The sequence below is a fragment of the Pseudomonas sp. JV449 genome (assembly GCF_032424295.1).
Classification (GTDB): domain Bacteria; phylum Pseudomonadota; class Gammaproteobacteria; order Pseudomonadales; family Pseudomonadaceae; genus Aquipseudomonas; species Aquipseudomonas marginalis.
This window is the reverse complement of the sequence record NZ_VYKD01000019.1, coordinates 75564-90758: the sequence shown is the minus strand read 5'-3', so window position 1 is coordinate 90758 and position 15195 is coordinate 75564. Positions and strand designations below refer to the sequence as shown.

At 63.4% G+C, this 15195-nt stretch carries 13 protein-coding genes and 1 pseudogene; 5 read left to right on the top strand and 9 right to left on the bottom strand.

Annotation, left to right across the window (positions count from 1 at the left end; all coding sequences use genetic code 11):
* Positions 1 to 177: 177 nt before the first annotated feature.
* Together F6S08_RS17945 and F6S08_RS17940 are read left to right on the top strand one after the other, a co-directional pair.
* Positions 178 to 1551: pseudogene (locus tag F6S08_RS17945) on the top strand (iron-containing redox enzyme family protein).
* Positions 1552 to 1562: 11 nt separating this feature from the next.
* Positions 1563 to 2507, top strand: coding sequence for a class I SAM-dependent methyltransferase (locus tag F6S08_RS17940; protein WP_315872070.1), 945 nt, complete (start codon positions 1563 to 1565; stop codon positions 2505 to 2507).
* Positions 2508 to 2650: 143 nt separating this feature from the next.
* Here the strand turns inward: F6S08_RS17940 and F6S08_RS17935 are convergent, their stop codons facing one another.
* Positions 2651 to 3082, bottom strand: a complete 432-nt coding sequence (locus F6S08_RS17935; RefSeq protein WP_074847099.1) for a hypothetical protein — start codon at positions 3080 to 3082, stop codon at positions 2651 to 2653.
* A gap of 165 nt (positions 3083 to 3247) precedes the next feature.
* Here F6S08_RS17935 and F6S08_RS17930 point away from each other — a divergent pair, with 165 nt between their 5' ends.
* Positions 3248 to 4261 carry an ABC transporter substrate-binding protein gene (locus F6S08_RS17930; protein ID WP_315872069.1) on the top strand — a complete coding sequence of 338 codons (1014 nt, stop codon included), beginning with the start codon at positions 3248 to 3250 and terminating at the stop codon, positions 4259 to 4261.
* A 109-nt stretch (positions 4262 to 4370) separates the two neighbouring features.
* Here the strand turns inward: F6S08_RS17930 and F6S08_RS17925 are convergent, their stop codons facing one another.
* On the bottom strand, positions 4371 to 5159 hold the full coding sequence (locus F6S08_RS17925) for an AraC family transcriptional regulator (RefSeq protein WP_074847098.1): 789 nt from the start codon (positions 5157 to 5159) through the stop codon (positions 4371 to 4373).
* 85 nt (positions 5160 to 5244) lie between these two features.
* Here F6S08_RS17925 and F6S08_RS17920 point away from each other — a divergent pair, with 85 nt between their 5' ends.
* Entirely contained in the window at positions 5245 to 6243 is a 999-nt protein-coding gene (locus F6S08_RS17920) for a bile acid:sodium symporter family protein (protein ID WP_065924572.1), read from the top strand.
* Between the two features lie 88 nt (positions 6244 to 6331).
* Entirely contained in the window at positions 6332 to 7516 is a 1185-nt protein-coding gene (locus F6S08_RS17915) for a sugar transporter (protein ID WP_065924573.1), read from the top strand.
* A gap of 78 nt (positions 7517 to 7594) precedes the next feature.
* On the opposite strand, the gene F6S08_RS17910 is transcribed toward F6S08_RS17915, so the two are convergent.
* The 7 genes from F6S08_RS17910 to F6S08_RS17880 form a co-directional block, all read right to left on the bottom strand.
* A complete protein-coding gene (locus F6S08_RS17910) occupies positions 7595 to 8794 on the bottom strand; it encodes an NAD(P)/FAD-dependent oxidoreductase (RefSeq protein WP_315872068.1) in 1200 nt (399 codons plus the stop codon).
* Positions 8795 to 8920: 126 nt separating this feature from the next.
* A complete protein-coding gene (locus tag F6S08_RS17905; protein WP_074847094.1) occupies positions 8921 to 9916 on the bottom strand; it encodes a GlxA family transcriptional regulator in 996 nt (331 codons plus the stop codon).
* Positions 9913 to 10836: a transaldolase gene (gene tal / locus F6S08_RS17900; protein WP_065924576.1), complete on the bottom strand. Its 924-nt coding sequence runs from the start codon at positions 10834 to 10836 to the stop codon at positions 9913 to 9915. The genes F6S08_RS17905 and tal overlap by 4 nt, the downstream gene beginning before the upstream one ends.
* Before the next feature lie 22 nt (positions 10837 to 10858).
* Complete coding sequence (locus F6S08_RS17895) at positions 10859 to 11812, bottom strand: sugar-binding transcriptional regulator (RefSeq protein WP_065924577.1); 954 nt, start codon at positions 11810 to 11812, stop codon at positions 10859 to 10861.
* Between the two features lie 45 nt (positions 11813 to 11857).
* Positions 11858 to 12658 (bottom strand): SDR family oxidoreductase, encoded by an 801-nt coding sequence (locus F6S08_RS17890; RefSeq protein WP_065924578.1) that lies wholly within the window; start codon positions 12656 to 12658, stop codon positions 11858 to 11860.
* Between the two features lie 11 nt (positions 12659 to 12669).
* Entirely contained in the window at positions 12670 to 13434 is a 765-nt protein-coding gene (locus tag F6S08_RS17885; protein ID WP_065924579.1) for an SDR family oxidoreductase, read from the bottom strand.
* Between the two features lie 239 nt (positions 13435 to 13673).
* The gene (locus F6S08_RS17880; protein WP_315872067.1) at positions 13674 to 15185 is read right to left on the bottom strand and encodes a sugar ABC transporter ATP-binding protein; all 1512 of its coding nucleotides are present in this window, start codon (positions 15183 to 15185) and stop codon (positions 13674 to 13676) included.
* Positions 15186 to 15195: the final 10 nt, after the last annotated feature.

The following is a 15195-nucleotide window of genomic DNA, read 5'->3' as shown; positions in this document are numbered from 1 at the left end:
GCGCCAGAATCCGCGGCGTGGGCTACTGACGACCACTGATCCGCAGCCGCACAACCCCGATTGAATTTTCCCCATGCCCGCAGGCTCTGCATTTTAGACGCGTGTGCTGTTGAGCGCGCTTGCGGGGCCTCCTTGTCGGGAGGCCTGGTTGGATCGGACTTTGCGGAAACTGCCATCATGACGCTTCTCACAGCGCTGTCGGGCCAGCCGGCCTCCATCACCCAACCGGGTCAGTATCAGTGGTCGTACCAACACCTGTATGGCGAAACCCCTGGCGCTGAAGAGGTTGCGCGGGAGTTTCTACGCACGCACTTGGCGCAGGTGCGCGACGCGCCCAGTGAGTTGCCGCAGATGCCCGAACAACTGCCGGCCTGGATCGAACAGCGCTGCGCCGACGTGGCCCAGGCCTATGCCGATTACCTGGAGCAACGCCAGCAAGGCCGGCCACGTCGTTATTTCCAGAACAAGGCCCATGCGCTGTATTTCCTGCAGCGCGTGGCACCGACCAAACAGGTCGACGGTGCCTGGCTCAATGGCCTGCTGCGCTATTGGCACGACCCGCGCTTCGACGGCCTGCTCACCACCTATCTCGAAGAGCTGGGTGACGGCGAAGCGGCGCAGAATCATGTGGTGATCTACCGCAAATTACTCAGCTAGCATGATGCCGACAGCGACGCCGGCCTTGAGGACGACCATTACCTGCAAGGCGCCCTGCAACTGGCGCTGGGCCTGTGCGCCGACGACTTCCTGCCGGAGATCATCGGTTTCAACCTCGGTTATGAGCAGTTGCCGTTGCACCTGCTGATCACCGCGTATGAGCTGAGCGAACTGGGCATCGACCCGTATTACTTCACCCTCCACGTCACCATCGACAATGCCAGCAGCGGCCACGCCTGCAAGGCCGCGCAGTCGGTGTTGAACCTGCTGCCGCTGGGGGAGGGCAGGGAGGACTTCTATCGCCGCGTGGCCGAGGGGTACCGCCTGAATGACCTCGGCCCAGGGACCTGCGCGGTTATCCACGACTTCAACCTGAATGACGAAGTGGTCGCCATGCTTGAACGCAAGCGCACGTTCGGCCAGCACATGCATTCGGATTACTGCCGCTTCGAAGGCAAGACCGTCAACCAATGGCTGGCGCGGCCGGGGCAGATCGGCGCCTTTCTCCAGGCCCTGGAAGACAAGGGCTGGATCAAGCGCAACCAGGATCCGGCCGAGAGCCGCTTCTGGCAGTTGATCGAAGGTGCGGGCGCGGCGATGTTTGGCGTGTTCAGCGGCTATGAGAAACAGCTGCTGCGCGATTGGATCGCGGGTGATTGGATCAGCGCTCAACGTGTGGCGCCCGTGCGGCCCGGACGCGGCAGCCGCTTCTCCCGCGAGCAGCATCGCCCGTCCGACCCGGACACCCAGGCGCTGGTGGATTCGCTGTGGAACCTGCCCGATGAGCAGCAGCTCAATGCGCTGATCCCGTGGCTGTCGGCGCGGCGTCACTGCACGCCCGCCGGGTTGTATGCCACTCGCCGCTTTATCCAACTGCGTGCGCGCCTGCGCTAAGGAAATCATCCATGTCTGCACAACAACTCGCCGACCGCGCCCTGCTGAACCTGGGCCGGGGGTTGAAGGAAAATGGCTACCGCTTCATCACGCCAACGCCCTTGACCCATGAACGGTTTTTCCAGCGCCAGGGGGCGCCGCTGGCGAAGGACCTGCGGGATGTCTTCGGCTGGTCGCTGCCGTTTGACCGCGAGCTGTTGCCGGAGGCGTTTCGAGAGGAGCTGCAGCAGGCCGATGTGGTCGAAAAACACGAGGCGCTGTGGCGCAGTGCGGTGCGTTGGTCGAGCCTGGACGACCTGCTGTTTGCCCACTCGGCATACCCCACCATCCAAGCGGACGCGGTGTTTTTCGGGCCTGACAGCTATCGGTTTGCCCAACTGATCGAAGCCCATCTGCAACAGCGCGTCGAGCCGATCAAACGCGCCGTGGACATCGGCTGCGGCGCCGGTGTGGGCGCGTTGGTGGTCGCCCGGGCGCGGTCTGACGCCGAGGTGCTGGCGGTGGACATCAACCCGCGCGCCTTGCGCCTGACGGCAGTGAATGCCGAGCTGGCCGGGCTGGCGAACGTCACCGCGTACCACAGCGATGTACTGGGCAGCGTCGAAGGCACGTTCGACCTGATCGTCGCCAACCCGCCCTATATGAACGACGACCGCCAGCGTGCCTACCGGCATGGCGGCGGGGCACTGGGCGAGCAACTGTCGGTGCGCATCACCGGCGAGGCCGTTGGGCGCCTGGCCCTGGGCGGCAGCCTGGTGCTCTACACCGGCGTGGCGATTGTCGCCGGGGAAGACCCGTTCCTGGCCGCCGTCACGCCGTTGCTGGGCAGCGATGCCTTTGGGTGGACCTACCGCGAACTTGACCCCGATGTGTTCGGCGAAGAGCTGGAAAAGCCCGGCTATGAGCGTGTGGAGCGGATCGCCGTGGTGGCGCTCACCGTCACCCGTTTGCGCTGACGCTCATCTATCCCCCGTAGCAGCTGCCGAGCGCAAGCGAGGCTGCGTCAGGCGCGCTGCCGATTCAGGTTCTAGTCGCGGCCGACGCAGCCTCGCTTGGGCTCGACAGCTGCTACGCGACGATTTGATTCAGGGAGAAGGCGTCAGGCCGTGGCTTGTGGCTGCAGGTGCAACTCGCCGTCGACATCCTTGGCCAAACCACTGGCCAGAAACAGCGGCACCAGGCGCTTGTGCAACTGCGGTTCGACAAATTCCTTCACCGTCTCCAGCGCCAGCGCGCCATTCGAAGGCAACTCAGCCTTGGTGAAGGACAACCAGGCCTTTTTCAGCGCCATCAACACATCACTGCCCGCCGTGGAGGCAAAGCGGCGCTGGGTTGGTTTGCCGTCGAAGCTGAAGGTGTGTTGGAACGCGTAGCCGGTTTCGTCACCGCCGCTGGCGGTGCAACGAATGCAGGTGCACGGGCCGTCGCCGAAAGCGCTGCGCAGGTAGCTGTTGAAGTCCACCACGGGTTTGAGTGACAGGCGCTTATCCACCTCGAACAGGTCCCCGGTCATTTTTTCGTCAGTGTTCAACGTGCAGTTCCTCACAGTGTGCGGCAGTTTTTTCAAAGCGCGGCACGATACCAGCCGCGCGCCGTTTTAGGGGTATTTGCATAACAATAGACCCAGATATTCTTTTGCTGTCTAAAAAACCGCGGCTACGCTCCATCACCTTCTCGAAAACGCGGCAGATTCCCCATGACGTTCAAGCGTTCCTCCCTGACTCTCTTGGCCGCGTCCCTCGCCGCCGCCAGCGTCTTGCTCAGCCCTGGTGCCCAGGCCGAAGGCAAGATCAGCATCGCCCAGCAATTCGGCATCGGCTACCTGATCCTCGATGTGGTGCGCGACCAGCACCTGATCGAAAAACACGGCAAGGCCCAGGGCCTGAACATCCAGGTGGAATGGAACAGCATTTCCGGCGCCACCGCCATGAACGAATCGCTGCTGGCCGGCGCTCTGGATGTGGTGTCCGCCGGTGTGCCGCCGATGCTCACCCTGTGGGACCGCACCAAGGGCAAGCAGAACGTCAAGGCCATCGCCTCCTTGGGTTCGATGCCCAACTACCTGTTGACCAACAACCCCAAGGTAAAGACTCTCAAGGACTTCACCGAGAAAGACCGCATCGCCGTGCCCGCTGCTGGGGTGGGTTTCCAGTCGCGGACCTTACAGATTGAAACCGCCAGGCAGTTCGGCGATGCCAACTACAAGAAGTTCGATGACATCTCCATCAGCCTGGCCCACCCCGATGCCACCGCCGCGTTGATTGCCGGTGGTTCGGAGATCAACGCGCACTTCTCCAGCCCGCCGTTCCAGTACCAGGAACTGTTGAACCCCAATGTGCACAAGGTGCTCAGTTCCTACGACATCCTTGGCGGTCCGGCGACGTTCAACGTGCTGTACACCACACAGAAATTCCACGACGAAAACCCCAAGACCTACCAGGCGTTCTACGCCGCGCTGGCCGAAGCCGAGCAGATCATCAAGGCCGACAAACCCGCAGCGGCCAAGGCGTACATCCGCGTAGAACAGTCCAAGCTGCCGTTGGACCTGGTGGAAAAAATCGTCCAGGACCCGGAAATCGATTTCACTATCGTGCCGCAGCGTACCTATATCTATGCCGAGAAATTGCAGGAATTGGGCGTACTGAAAAACAAGGCGGCGAGCTGGAAGGACTACTTTTTCGAAGAGGCTCATGGCGGTAACGGCAGCTGAACGTCGATCCCCATTGGAAATACGCTCAACTTTGTGGGAGGGGGCTTGCCCTAATACCGGTCAGTTAAGGAGGAACACTGTAACTGTGGCACGTTCAGCGTTTGAAGTGTCAGCGGAAGAACTCACCCGGCGTGGCATCGAACTGCTGCCGAAACGCGTTGATAAACGCCGAGGTGGACTCATAGCCACAGTTCAACGCCACATCCGTCACCCGCTCGCCTTGCTCCAGGGCGGGCAGGGCGCTCAGTAACCTTAAACGCTGGCGCCAGGCCCGAAACGTCAGGCCGGTGTCACGCAAGAACAACCGGCTCAGCGTCTTCTCACTCACCCCTAGCTTCTGGCTCCAGTGCCCCAGGGTGGTCTGCTGTTCCGGGTGCAGGTTCAGGCTGCGATAGATTTGCCGCAGGCGCGGGTCCAGCGGCAAGGGCAGCATCAGGTCCACCTGGGGCGCTGCCGCTAACTGGTCCAGCACCACCTGGGCCAAGCGCCCATCCGGGCCATCCTCGGCATATTCCACCGGCAGCTCGCTGAAACTGCGGATCAACTCGCGCAGCAGGCTGCTTACCTCCAGCACCTGGCAGCGCTCTGCGGCCCAGGCGGTGACGCTGCAATCAAGGTACAGGCTGCGCATCTCGGTATGGGGCGAGCTGTACACCCGATGCGGCATGCCCGCCGGGATCCACACCGCCCGCTGGGGCGGTGCGACGAAGCGGCCGGCGCTGGTCTGGATCTCCAGCACCCCGGAAATGGCGTAGGACAATTGCACCCATGGGTGGCTGTGCCGGCGGGTCAGCGCACGGTTGGGCAGCGATTCGGTGCGCCCATACACCGGCCGTGGCAGGCTGGAAAGCCCAGGCACACTGCGACGTACGGTATTGGCATGTCCTTTAGGCGGCATTTACTGGCTCATTGGCGTTAGTCGGTAACAAGGCGTTACGTTAGAGTCGCCATGACGCTCTTGGCAACCCCCGGAAGATTCGCTTATGACTCGCCCCCGTTTTCTGCCCGACAACTTCACCCTGACCTTGATCGCCACGGTGATCCTCGCCTCCCTGCTGCCCGCCAGCGGCCAGACCGCCGTGGCCTTCGGCTGGGTCACCAACCTGGCCATCGCGCTGTTGTTCTTTTTGCACGGCGCCAAGCTGTCGCGCCAGGCCATCGTCGCCGGCGCGGGCCACTGGCGTCTGCACCTGCTGGTGTTCAGCCTGACCTTTGTGCTGTTCCCGCTGTTGGGCCTGGCGCTCAAACCGGTGTTGTCGCCGCTGATCGGCAAAGACCTGTACATGGGCATGCTTTATCTCTGCGCCTTGCCGGCCACGGTGCAATCGGCGATTGCCTTTACTTCGCTGGCACGGGGCAATATCCCGGCGGCGATCTGCAGCGCGGCGGCCTCCAGCCTGTTCGGCATCTTCCTCACGCCGTTGCTGGTGACGCTGTTGCTCAATGTGCACGGCGAGGGCAGCTCCACCGTCGATGCGATCCTGAAAATCAGCGTGCAACTGCTGCTGCCGTTTATCGCCGGGCAGATCGCCCGCCGCTGGATTGGCGCGTGGGTGGGGCGCAATAAAGCCTGGCTGAAGTTCGTCGACCAGGGTTCGATCCTGCTGGTGGTGTACGGCGCGTTCAGCGAAGCGGTCAACGAAGGCATCTGGCACCAGATCCCGCTGTGGGAACTGGGCGGCCTGGTGGTGGCCTGCTGCGTGTTGCTGGCCTTGGTGCTGGTGGCGTCCACCGTGCTGGGCAAGGCCTTTGGTTTTAACCAGGAAGACCGCATCACCATCCTGTTCTGCGGTTCGAAGAAAAGCCTGGCCACTGGCGTGCCGATGGCCCAGGTGCTGTTCGCCGGGGCGAGCATGGGCGTGCTGATTTTGCCGTTGATGCTGTTTCACCAGATCCAGTTGATGGTCTGTGCGGCGTTGGCGCAGCGTTATGCCAAGCGGCCGGAGTCAATCCCGGAACTGATGGCACAGGTGGATCCTTGAAGGTCCGTGTTACTATTTTTCCGCGCTGCTCAAGGGCTGGCATTGGGCCGCCTTGACCCGCGCGGAAACCGAGTACGACGACCTGTAAATGAGCATTTCAGCCGCAACCCCCCAAGCCAACTGGCAACCGGTCATCGCCCTCGCGTTGGCCGCGTTTGTGTTCAATACCACTGAATTCGTCCCCGTCGGGCTGCTCAGCGCCATTGGCGCCAGCTTCGACATGCCCGTGTCCAGCGTCGGCCTGATGCTCACCATTTATGCCTGGATCGTGTCCCTGACCTCGCTGCCGGTGATGCTGCTGACGCGTAACGTCGAGCGACGCAAGCTGCTGATCGTGCTGTTCTGCCTGTTTATCGCCAGCCACATCTTGTCCAGCGTCGCCACCAGCTTCGGCCTGTTGATGGTCAGTCGCGTCGGCATTGCCTTGTCCCATGCACTGTTCTGGTCGATCACCGCGTCCCTGGCGGTGCGCCTGGCGCCGGAAGGCAAGCAGGTGCAAGCCCTCGGACTGCTCGCCACCGGTACGTCCCTGGCGATGGTGCTGGGTATTCCCCTGGGGCGTCTGCTCGGCGAAGCCATGGGTTGGCGCACCACGTTCCTGGTGATCGGCGCGTTCGCCGCCGCCCTGGTGTTCTGGCTGGCGCGCACCTTGCCCTTGCTGCCGAGCCAGAACTCCGGTTCCCTGCGTAGCCTGCCACTGCTGTTCAAGCGTCCGGCGCTGGTGGCGTTGTATGTGCTCACCGCCATGACCGTGACCGCGCAATTCACAGCCTACAGCTACATCGAACCCTTCGTCGAAGGCGTGGCCGGCATGAGCGGCAGCGCGGTGACCCTGATCCTGCTGGTGTTCGGCGGCGCGGGCATCATCGGTTCGCTGTTGTTCAGCCTGGTGCACCGCTTCAACCCCCACCTGTTCGTGGTCGGCGCGGTGTTTATCCTGGCCGCGTGCCTGGCGCTGATGCTGCCGTTGAGCGGTGCCGAGTCGTACCTGGTGATCCTCAGCGTGTTCTGGGGCATGGCGATCATGGGCTTCGGCCTCGCCATGCAATCGAAGGTGCTGGTGCTGGCCCCGGACGCCACCGACGTGGCCATGGCGATGTTCTCCGGCATCTACAACATCGGCATCGGCGGCGGCGCCCTGATGGGCAGCTGGGTCGGCAGCCACTTCGGCTTCGCCTGGGTCGGCCTGGCGGGCGGGTTGCTGGCGGCGCTGGCATTGATCGGGTATTGCCTGGCGATTCGCAAGTTTGGGACGGGTGTCGCGCAAAGCTGAGGCAGGAGCGAGCCTGATCGCTCCTGGCATTTATGCTCGCCAGCAAACAGTGGGCTGGCGGGCACCGGGTGTGGGGCGTCAGGCCACCGGAATCAGCGGGTCAGCCGCCGCCAGGGCGGTGGCCCGTTCTGCGGCTGGCGGGTAGATCCACACCGTGTTGATCTGCTGCTTGAGCTCCTTGGCTTCCTGGCCCACCAGCTTGAGTTGACGATCCCAGCCCTCGGTGTACACCGCGCCCCAGGCCCCGAGGTCGAGGCAGGTGACGTATTTGGGCTGGCTGTAGGTCATCGGGGCCACGCCGATCAGGTCGGCGGCGACGTTGTTGCCGGCGTAGCGGCCCAGGGCGATGGCGTGCTGGCAGGACATGCCGGCGAAGTGACCGAGGTCGTCGGTGGCGGCGTAGGCCACATCACCGGCGGCAAAGACATCGGCCTGGCCCTTCACCTTGAGGTTGCCGTCCACATGCAGGCGGCCCTGGGGGTCAAGGGTGCCGCTGACCTGTTCGGTCAGCGGGTTGGCGCGAAAGCCGATGGTCCAGATCACGGTGCTGGACTCGATGCGCTGCCCATCGGCCAGGGTCACGCCGCCGGCATCCATCGCGGCCACGGAGGTGTTCAATCGCCATTCGAGGCCCAGGTGTTGGCTGGCTTCGACGATGGACGGGCGAATGCCATCGCCCATGGATGCCCCGATCTGCGGGCCACGGTCCACCACGATCACACGGATAGTGGCGTCGTCACCCAGTGCTGCGCGCAGGCGTGCCGGCATTTCGGTGGCGGTCTCGATCCCGGTAAACCCGCCGCCGGCCACCACCACGGTGTTGCGTGCCGGGCTGTCGGGCAGGTTTTTCAAACCCTTGATATGGGCTTCGAGGCGCGTGGCGTCTTCGATCTGGTCCACATCGAACACGTGCTGGAGGCCTTCCATCTGCGGGCGATTGAGACGACTGCCGGCGGCCAGCACCAGGCGGTCGTACTTGAGGGTGGTGGGGATGCCTGCTGCGTTGCGGTAGGTCACCTGCTTGCCGTGTTCATCGATGCGGTCGGCGGCGCCCTCGATGAAGTCCACGCCGACTGCCGCAAACAAGGGGCCCAGCGGTGCCTGCATGGCATGCACGTCGGCCTCGTAGAAACGTGGGCGAATACGTAGCGCCGGCTGTGGGGCCAGGACGCTGATCTGCACGTCATGGCGATCATGTTTATCCAGCAGGCGCGCGGCGCTCAAGGCGCTCCAGACACCGCTGAACCCGGCGCCGATGATAAGGATGTGCTGCTTCATGGGGATGCTCCAGGGACCAGGTCGATACGATTGCTCAAGGCGCAATGCGTTACCGGCCTACTCTAAGAGCGCCGCGGTTTGGCGGGTAGGACAGAAAACCCTGAATAACTGCCAAGCGGCCTGCCGTCAGCGGGAAAAGCGTGCGCGGTAGTCGCGAGGGGAAATCGCAAGGTGGCGATGGAAGGTGTAGCGCATGCGTTCTTCATCGCCAAAGCCACACAGGTGCGCCACCTGGTCGATGTTGCGCTGGGAGTCTTCCAGCAGGCGCCGTGCCGCCTCCACGCGAAACAACTCGATGGCCTTGGCCGGGGTGCGCCCGGTTTTTTGCTTGTAGACCCGGGCGAAGTTGCGCGGGCTCATGCGGCTTTGTTCCGCCAGGCGCTCCACCGTAAGCTCGCGGTCGCTGAGGTTGTCGGCGATCCACAGGTGCAACGCATCGAAACCGGCAGTGTCGTCGGTCTGGGCTTGCAGCAGTTGGCTGAACTGGGCCTGGCCGCCAGGCCTTTTGAGAAACACCACCAGTTCCCGTGCCACTTGCAGGGCGACGTGACGCCCGCAATCGGCCTCTACCAACGCCAGCGCAAGGTCGATGCCGGCACTCACGCCTGCCGACGTCCACACATTGCCTTGCTGGACAAAGATCGCGTCCATGTCCACATCGATGCTGGGGAACCCGCGCTTGAGCATGTCGCACATCGCCCAGTGCGTGGCAGCACGCCGGCCCTGGAGCAAGCCGGCCTGGGCCAGCAGGAAGGTGCCGCTGCACACCGAGGCCGTGCGCCGGGCCCGAGTGGAGGCGTGACGCAGCCAGTCCACCAGGTCGGTGTTGGCGGCCAGCGCCTGTTGAATGGCGGGGGCGCCGGGTACGATCAAGGTGTCCAGGGCGGCGGGGTCAAATTGCGCCAATGGCAGGGTGTCGACGCTCAATCCTTCGGCCGTTGGCATCAAGCCGCCCGCCAGGCTGGCGGTGTGCACCACATAGCCCGGCAGGCCACGCTCGACCATGGCCTTGGTGGCAGCCCAGAACACGGTCTGGGCACCGGTCAGGTCGAGCAGGCCCATTTGCGGGTAGGCCAGGAACACCAAGGTGCGCGACTGGCCGAGCGGCTGGACGGGGGTCATAGCGCCGACAACACCGCCTCGAGTTTTTCCTGATCCCGCGCAAACTGTCGAATCCCTTCCGCCAGCTTCTCCGTGGCCATCGCATCTTCGTTCGACGCCCAGCGGAACTGCGCTTCGTTCATTGGCTGGCGTGCTTCACCTTCGGTCACCGGCACCAATTTGCGCGCCAGCGTGCCCTGGTCTTCGTCGAGCTTCTGCAGCAGCTCCGGGCTGATGGTCAGGCGATCGCACCCCGCCAGCTGTTCGATCTGGCTGAGGGTGCGGAAGCTCGCGCCCATCACCACGGTGTTGATCTGGTTGGCCTTGTAGTAGTTGTAGATGCGCGTCACCGATTGCACGCCTGGGTCATCAGCGCCGGTGTAGTCCAGGCCGGTGTTCTTGCGGTACCAGTCGTAGATGCGGCCCACGAACGGTGAGATCAGGAACACCCCGGCATCGGCGCAGGCCTGGGCCTGGGCGAACGAGAACAGCAGGGTGAGGTTGGTCTGGATGCCGGCTTTTTCCAGGCGTTCGGCCGTGCGGATGCCTTCCCAGGTGGAGGCGAGTTTGATCAGCACGCGGTCGCGGCTGATACCGGCCTGGTCGTACAGGGCGATCAACTGGTTGGCCTTGGCCCACAGCGCGTCTTCATCGAAGGACAGGCGCGCGTCGACTTCGGTGGAAATACGCCCGGGGATAACCTTCAAAATGCCGGCACCGACGGACACCGCGAAGTGGTCGCAGGCCAGGCCGACGTCGCCCTTGGCCAGGTTGACGGCATTGCGCAGCAGCTCGGCGTATTCCGGGATCGCGGCGGCCTTGAGCAGCAGCGACGGGTTGGTGGTGGCGTCCACCGGGCGCAGGCGGCTGATGGCTTCGAGGTCGCCGGTGTCGCAGACCACGGTGGTGAATTGCTTGAGTTGTTCGAGTTTGGACGTCATGAGCGGCAATCTCCAAAAAAGGTTATTGGTTGAGGGCCTGTGCGGTGTCCAGGTCGGTGATCAGGATATCCAGGTAGCCGCCCTTGAGCGCGCCACGAATGGCCTGGACCTTGTTCAGCCCGCCGGCCAGGCCGAGCACGCGGTGGATACTGCGCAACTTGGGCAGCGCCACCGAGACCACGAATTCTTCATCTTCCTCCAGCACCGGCTTGCCCTGGGCATCGAAGTAGCGCAGGCAGATATCGCCGACGGCACCGCGCTCGGCCAGCAGGCGCAGCATGTCCTCGGTGTAGTAGTTGCCACTGTTGCGTAGCAACTGTGAGGGTTCCAGGTCGCCGATGCCGACGATCGCCAGGGTGATGCTGTCAAAGCGTTGCAGCACTTCCTTGACCTCTTCCATCTGCACGATGCGCTGTTTGCTTTCCACCGATTGCTCGATGCTTTGCGACGGCAGCAGGAACGCCGGGCAGTTGAGTAGGGTGGCCAGGCGCTGGGTGAGCAGGGTGGCTTCAAACGCGCCTTTGTGGCCGACGCCGCCCAACAGTTGTACGACTTCCTGGGCGCCTTGTTTGCCCGGCTGGGCATGCAAGTGGCCGACCATGGCGCGAATGGTGCTGCTCCACGACGAAATGCCGATATGGTCCTGGGGCGACAGGCTGGTCTCCAGGTAGTGGGCAGCCGCCGAGCCGATGGCTTGCTTGATGCTTTCATCGTTGCCGGGCTCGGTGGCTTCCACCACGATCACCTGGCGCACGTCGTAGCGGCGTTGCAATTGGTTTTCCAGCTCCAGGTGCAGGCCTTGCAGGCGCATCACGCTGATCTTCACCACGCCTTCCTGCAGCGCCCGGCGCAGGGCACGGCTGATAAAGGATTGGGACAGGTCCAGCTGGGCGGAAATCTCGGACTGCTTGAGCCCGTCTTCGTAATAGAGGCTCGCGATCTTGGTGATCAGGCGCTGTTCTTCGATCTGGCTCATGAAGGCCTCAGTGATGACATCAATGCGGGTGAGGATACCAAACCCTTACGACATGATCAGGCCGCCGTCGATATTGATCGCCTGGCCGGTCAGGTAGGCCGCGTCATCCGAGGCCAGGAACGCCACCAGGCCGGCGACATCCGAGGGCTTGCCGGCCCGGCGCAGGGGGATGTTCCTGACCCATTCGGCCATCAACTCGCCCTTGGCGTAGCGTTTTTCGTCGGTGCTGAGGATCTCGCCCCACACGCGGTCGTTGTAGTCCCACATCTCGCTTTCGATGATGCCGGGGCAAAACGCGTTGACCGTGATGTTATGCCGCGCCAGTTCCAGTGCCAGGCTCTGGGTAATGCCGATCACGCCCATTTTGCTGGCGGCGTAGTGCGGGGTGTAGATAAACCCCTGGCGGCCCTGGCCGGACGAGGTGTTGATCAAGCGCCCGCTGCCTTGCTTGACCATGTACTTGGCCGCCTCCCGGCAGCCCAGCCACACGCCGGTGGTGTTGACCTGCAGCACCTTGTCGAAGTCGGCGCGGGGCATCTTGTCGTAGTGGTCGATGGTGATGATGCCGGCGTTCTGCACTGACACGTCGATGCTGCCGAAGCGCGCGTGACCCTCGCGGTAGAGGGTTTCGATGTCTTCTTCGCGGGTCACGTCGATGCCCAGGGCCAGGGTGTCGACCTTGTATTCCCGGGCCAGTTGGTCGGCGGTGAATGTCACGCGCTCCAGGTCGTTGGAGGCCAGCACCAGGTTGGCGCCTTCCTGGGCGAAGCGCTCGGCAATGCCGGCACCGATGCCACGGCAGGCGCCGGTGATCACGATGGTTTTACCGCTGAAACGTTGCGACATGACAAAACTCCTTACCAGCAGACAAAACCACCATCGACCAGCAGGTCGACACCGGTGCAGAAAGACGAGGCCTGGCTGACCAGGAAAATCGCCGGGCCGACCATTTCGTCCACGCTGGCCATGCGGCCCATGGGCGTGGTCTGTTCAAAGATCTTCACCTGGTCGGCGACTTCCGGGCGTGAGTTCATCGGCGTGGCGGTGTAGCCGGGGCTGATGCAGTTGACGCGCAGGCCTTTGTCGGCCCATTCCATCGCCAGGCTTTTGCTCAGGTGGATCACCCCGGCCTTGGAGGTGTTGTAGTGCGCCTGCAACAGGCCGCGGTTGACGATGCTGCCGGACATGGAGGCGATATTGACGATGGCGCCTTTGCCACGCGGCAACATCACCGCGGCCTGGGCCTGGCAACTGAGGAAAATGCCGGTGAGGTTGATGTCCAGGGTGGTTTGCCAGCGTTGCAGCTCCAGGTCTTCGGCGGCCTGGGCATTGGCGATGCCGGCGCAGTTGACGGCCACGCTGAGCGGGCCGAGCTCATGCTCGGTGTGCGCGACCGCTGCATCCAGGGCAGCTCGCTCGGTGACGGTGCCGCTGAGGGCCAGGGCGCGCCGGCCCAGGGCCTGGATGCGTTCTACCGTGCTGGCGATGCCGGGGCTGCCCGGAAGATCAAAGCAGGCTACATCCGCGCCCGCTTCGGCGAGCCCGACGGCGATAGCCTGGCCAATGCCGCTGCCGGCGCCGGTAACAAAGGCCACTTGGCCTTGAAGACTAAAAAGCTGCATGAATAACTCCAATTTTTGAAATCACAGTGGAACCCCTGTGGAAGGAGGCTTGCCCCAAGGTTTTTTGTAGGAGCGAGCTTGCTCGCGAAGAACCCACAGGCGCCGCGTACATTCAGGAAGCACGCGTTATCATTGACGTTTTTCGCGAGCAAGCTTGCTCCTACAGAGGCCGATGTACGCTTAACTGACTGGCATTAGGGCAAGCCCCCTCCCACATTTGGATCTTTGTAGGTCTTTGGTTATGCGGTGGCCATTTCCATGACCGCAACCGGAGTGGCCTCGCCACGCTCCAGAATCCCCATCTGCCGCCCTCGGCTCATCACCATCACCCGATGGGACAAGCCCAGCACTTCATCCAGGTCGGAACTGACCACAATCACCGCCATGCCCTTGGCCGCCAGGTCCGCGATCACTTCATAAATCGCCGCCCGCGCGCCCACGTCGATGCCGCGTGTGGGTTCATCGAGGATGAACACCTTGGGGTTGCGCGCCAGCCACTTTGCAATGATCACCTTCTGCTGGTTACCGCCGGACAAGCTGGAAATCCGCGACTGCGGCGCACCTTTGACCCCCAGTCGCGCCACCGCCGTGCGCGCGAATTCGCGCAGTGGGGCAGGGAACACCCAGCCGCGTTTATCCAGCAGGTCGGTGTTGCCATAAATCAGGTTGTCTTCGATGCGATGCTCCACCACCACGCCTTGCTGCTTGCGGTCTTCGGGCACCAGCACCACGCCGGCCTGGATCGCCTCGAAGGGCGAGCGCAACTGGCGGACCTCGCCATCCAGCACCATATGGCCGCGAATATCCTGGGCCGCGCCGGCAATGGTACGCACCAGCTCGGTTCGCCCGGCGCCGACCACCCCGGCAATGCCGAATACCTCGCCGGCACGCACGCTGAAGTCGATGCCGTGCAAGGCAAACTCACGGCAGCTCAACTCCTTGACCTGCAACATCACCTGCTCCTGGGGCGCCTGCAACGCAGGAAAGATCCGCTCCAGGCTGCGCCCGACCATCTGCTCCACCAACTCCCGCACCGGCACCTGGGCCGTGGCATGCAGGGCGATCTGGCGACCGTCGCGCAGCACCAGCACGCGGTCGGCGATGCGTGCGATCTCTTCCAGGCGGTGGCTGATATAGATAAACGACACACCCTCGGCCTTCAGCCGTTCCACCTGCTTGAACAGCAGCTCGGTTTCCTCGCCACCCAATGCGGCGGTGGGTTCATCGAGGATCAACAGGCTGGCCTTCAGTGTCAGCGCCTTGGCGATTTCCACCAGTTGCTGGGCCGCCACGCTCAGGCCTTCGACCTTGCGCGAGGCCGGCACCTTGAGCCCCAGGCGCTCTAACTGGATCTGCGCCTGGGCCTCCATGTACTCGCGGTCCACCCGCCCACGGCGCATGGGCAGGCGGCCGACGAAGATGTTCTCGGCAATCGACAGTTGCGGCAGCAGGCGGATTTCCTGGTGGATCAGGCCGATCCCGGCGCCCAGCGCAGCCCCCGGTGAAGCGGGGGCGTAGGGCGCGCCGAGCCAGGTCATGCTGCCCCCGGCTTCCGGTTGCACCAGCCCGGCGATGATCGACGACAAGGTCGACTTGCCCGCGCCGTTCTCACCGAGCAGGGCCAGTACTTCACCGGGGCGAATGTCCACGTTGACCTGCGACAACACCTGCACCGGCCCGTAGGCCTTGCTGATATTGCGCAGGCACAGCACCGCGTCTGATCGAGCGGTGTCAACGGCTGCTGCTTGCATGACGACCTCC

Bases quoted from the DNA above. Each gene is read 5' to 3' on its own strand.
- F6S08_RS17940 (WP_315872070.1), top strand. From the start codon at position 1,563: ATGTCTGCACAACAACTCGCCGACCGCGCCCTGCTGAACCTGGGCCGG.
- F6S08_RS17930 (WP_315872069.1), top strand. From the start codon at position 3,248: ATGACGTTCAAGCGTTCCTCCCTGACTCTCTTGGCCGCGTCCCTCGCC.
- F6S08_RS17925 (WP_074847098.1), bottom strand. From the start codon at position 5,159: ATGCCGCCTAAAGGACATGCCAATACCGTACGTCGCAGTGTGCCTGGG.
- F6S08_RS17920 (WP_065924572.1), top strand. From the start codon at position 5,245: ATGACTCGCCCCCGTTTTCTGCCCGACAACTTCACCCTGACCTTGATC.
- F6S08_RS17915 (WP_065924573.1), top strand. From the start codon at position 6,332: ATGAGCATTTCAGCCGCAACCCCCCAAGCCAACTGGCAACCGGTCATC.
- F6S08_RS17910 (WP_315872068.1), bottom strand. From the start codon at position 8,794: ATGAAGCAGCACATCCTTATCATCGGCGCCGGGTTCAGCGGTGTCTGG.
- F6S08_RS17905 (WP_074847094.1), bottom strand. From the start codon at position 9,916: ATGACCCCCGTCCAGCCGCTCGGCCAGTCGCGCACCTTGGTGTTCCTG.
- tal (WP_065924576.1), bottom strand. From the start codon at position 10,836: ATGACGTCCAAACTCGAACAACTCAAGCAATTCACCACCGTGGTCTGC.
- F6S08_RS17895 (WP_065924577.1), bottom strand. From the start codon at position 11,812: ATGAGCCAGATCGAAGAACAGCGCCTGATCACCAAGATCGCGAGCCTC.
- F6S08_RS17890 (WP_065924578.1), bottom strand. From the start codon at position 12,658: ATGTCGCAACGTTTCAGCGGTAAAACCATCGTGATCACCGGCGCCTGC.
- F6S08_RS17885 (WP_065924579.1), bottom strand. From the start codon at position 13,434: ATGCAGCTTTTTAGTCTTCAAGGCCAAGTGGCCTTTGTTACCGGCGCC.
- F6S08_RS17880 (WP_315872067.1), bottom strand. From the start codon at position 15,185: ATGCAAGCAGCAGCCGTTGACACCGCTCGATCAGACGCGGTGCTGTGC.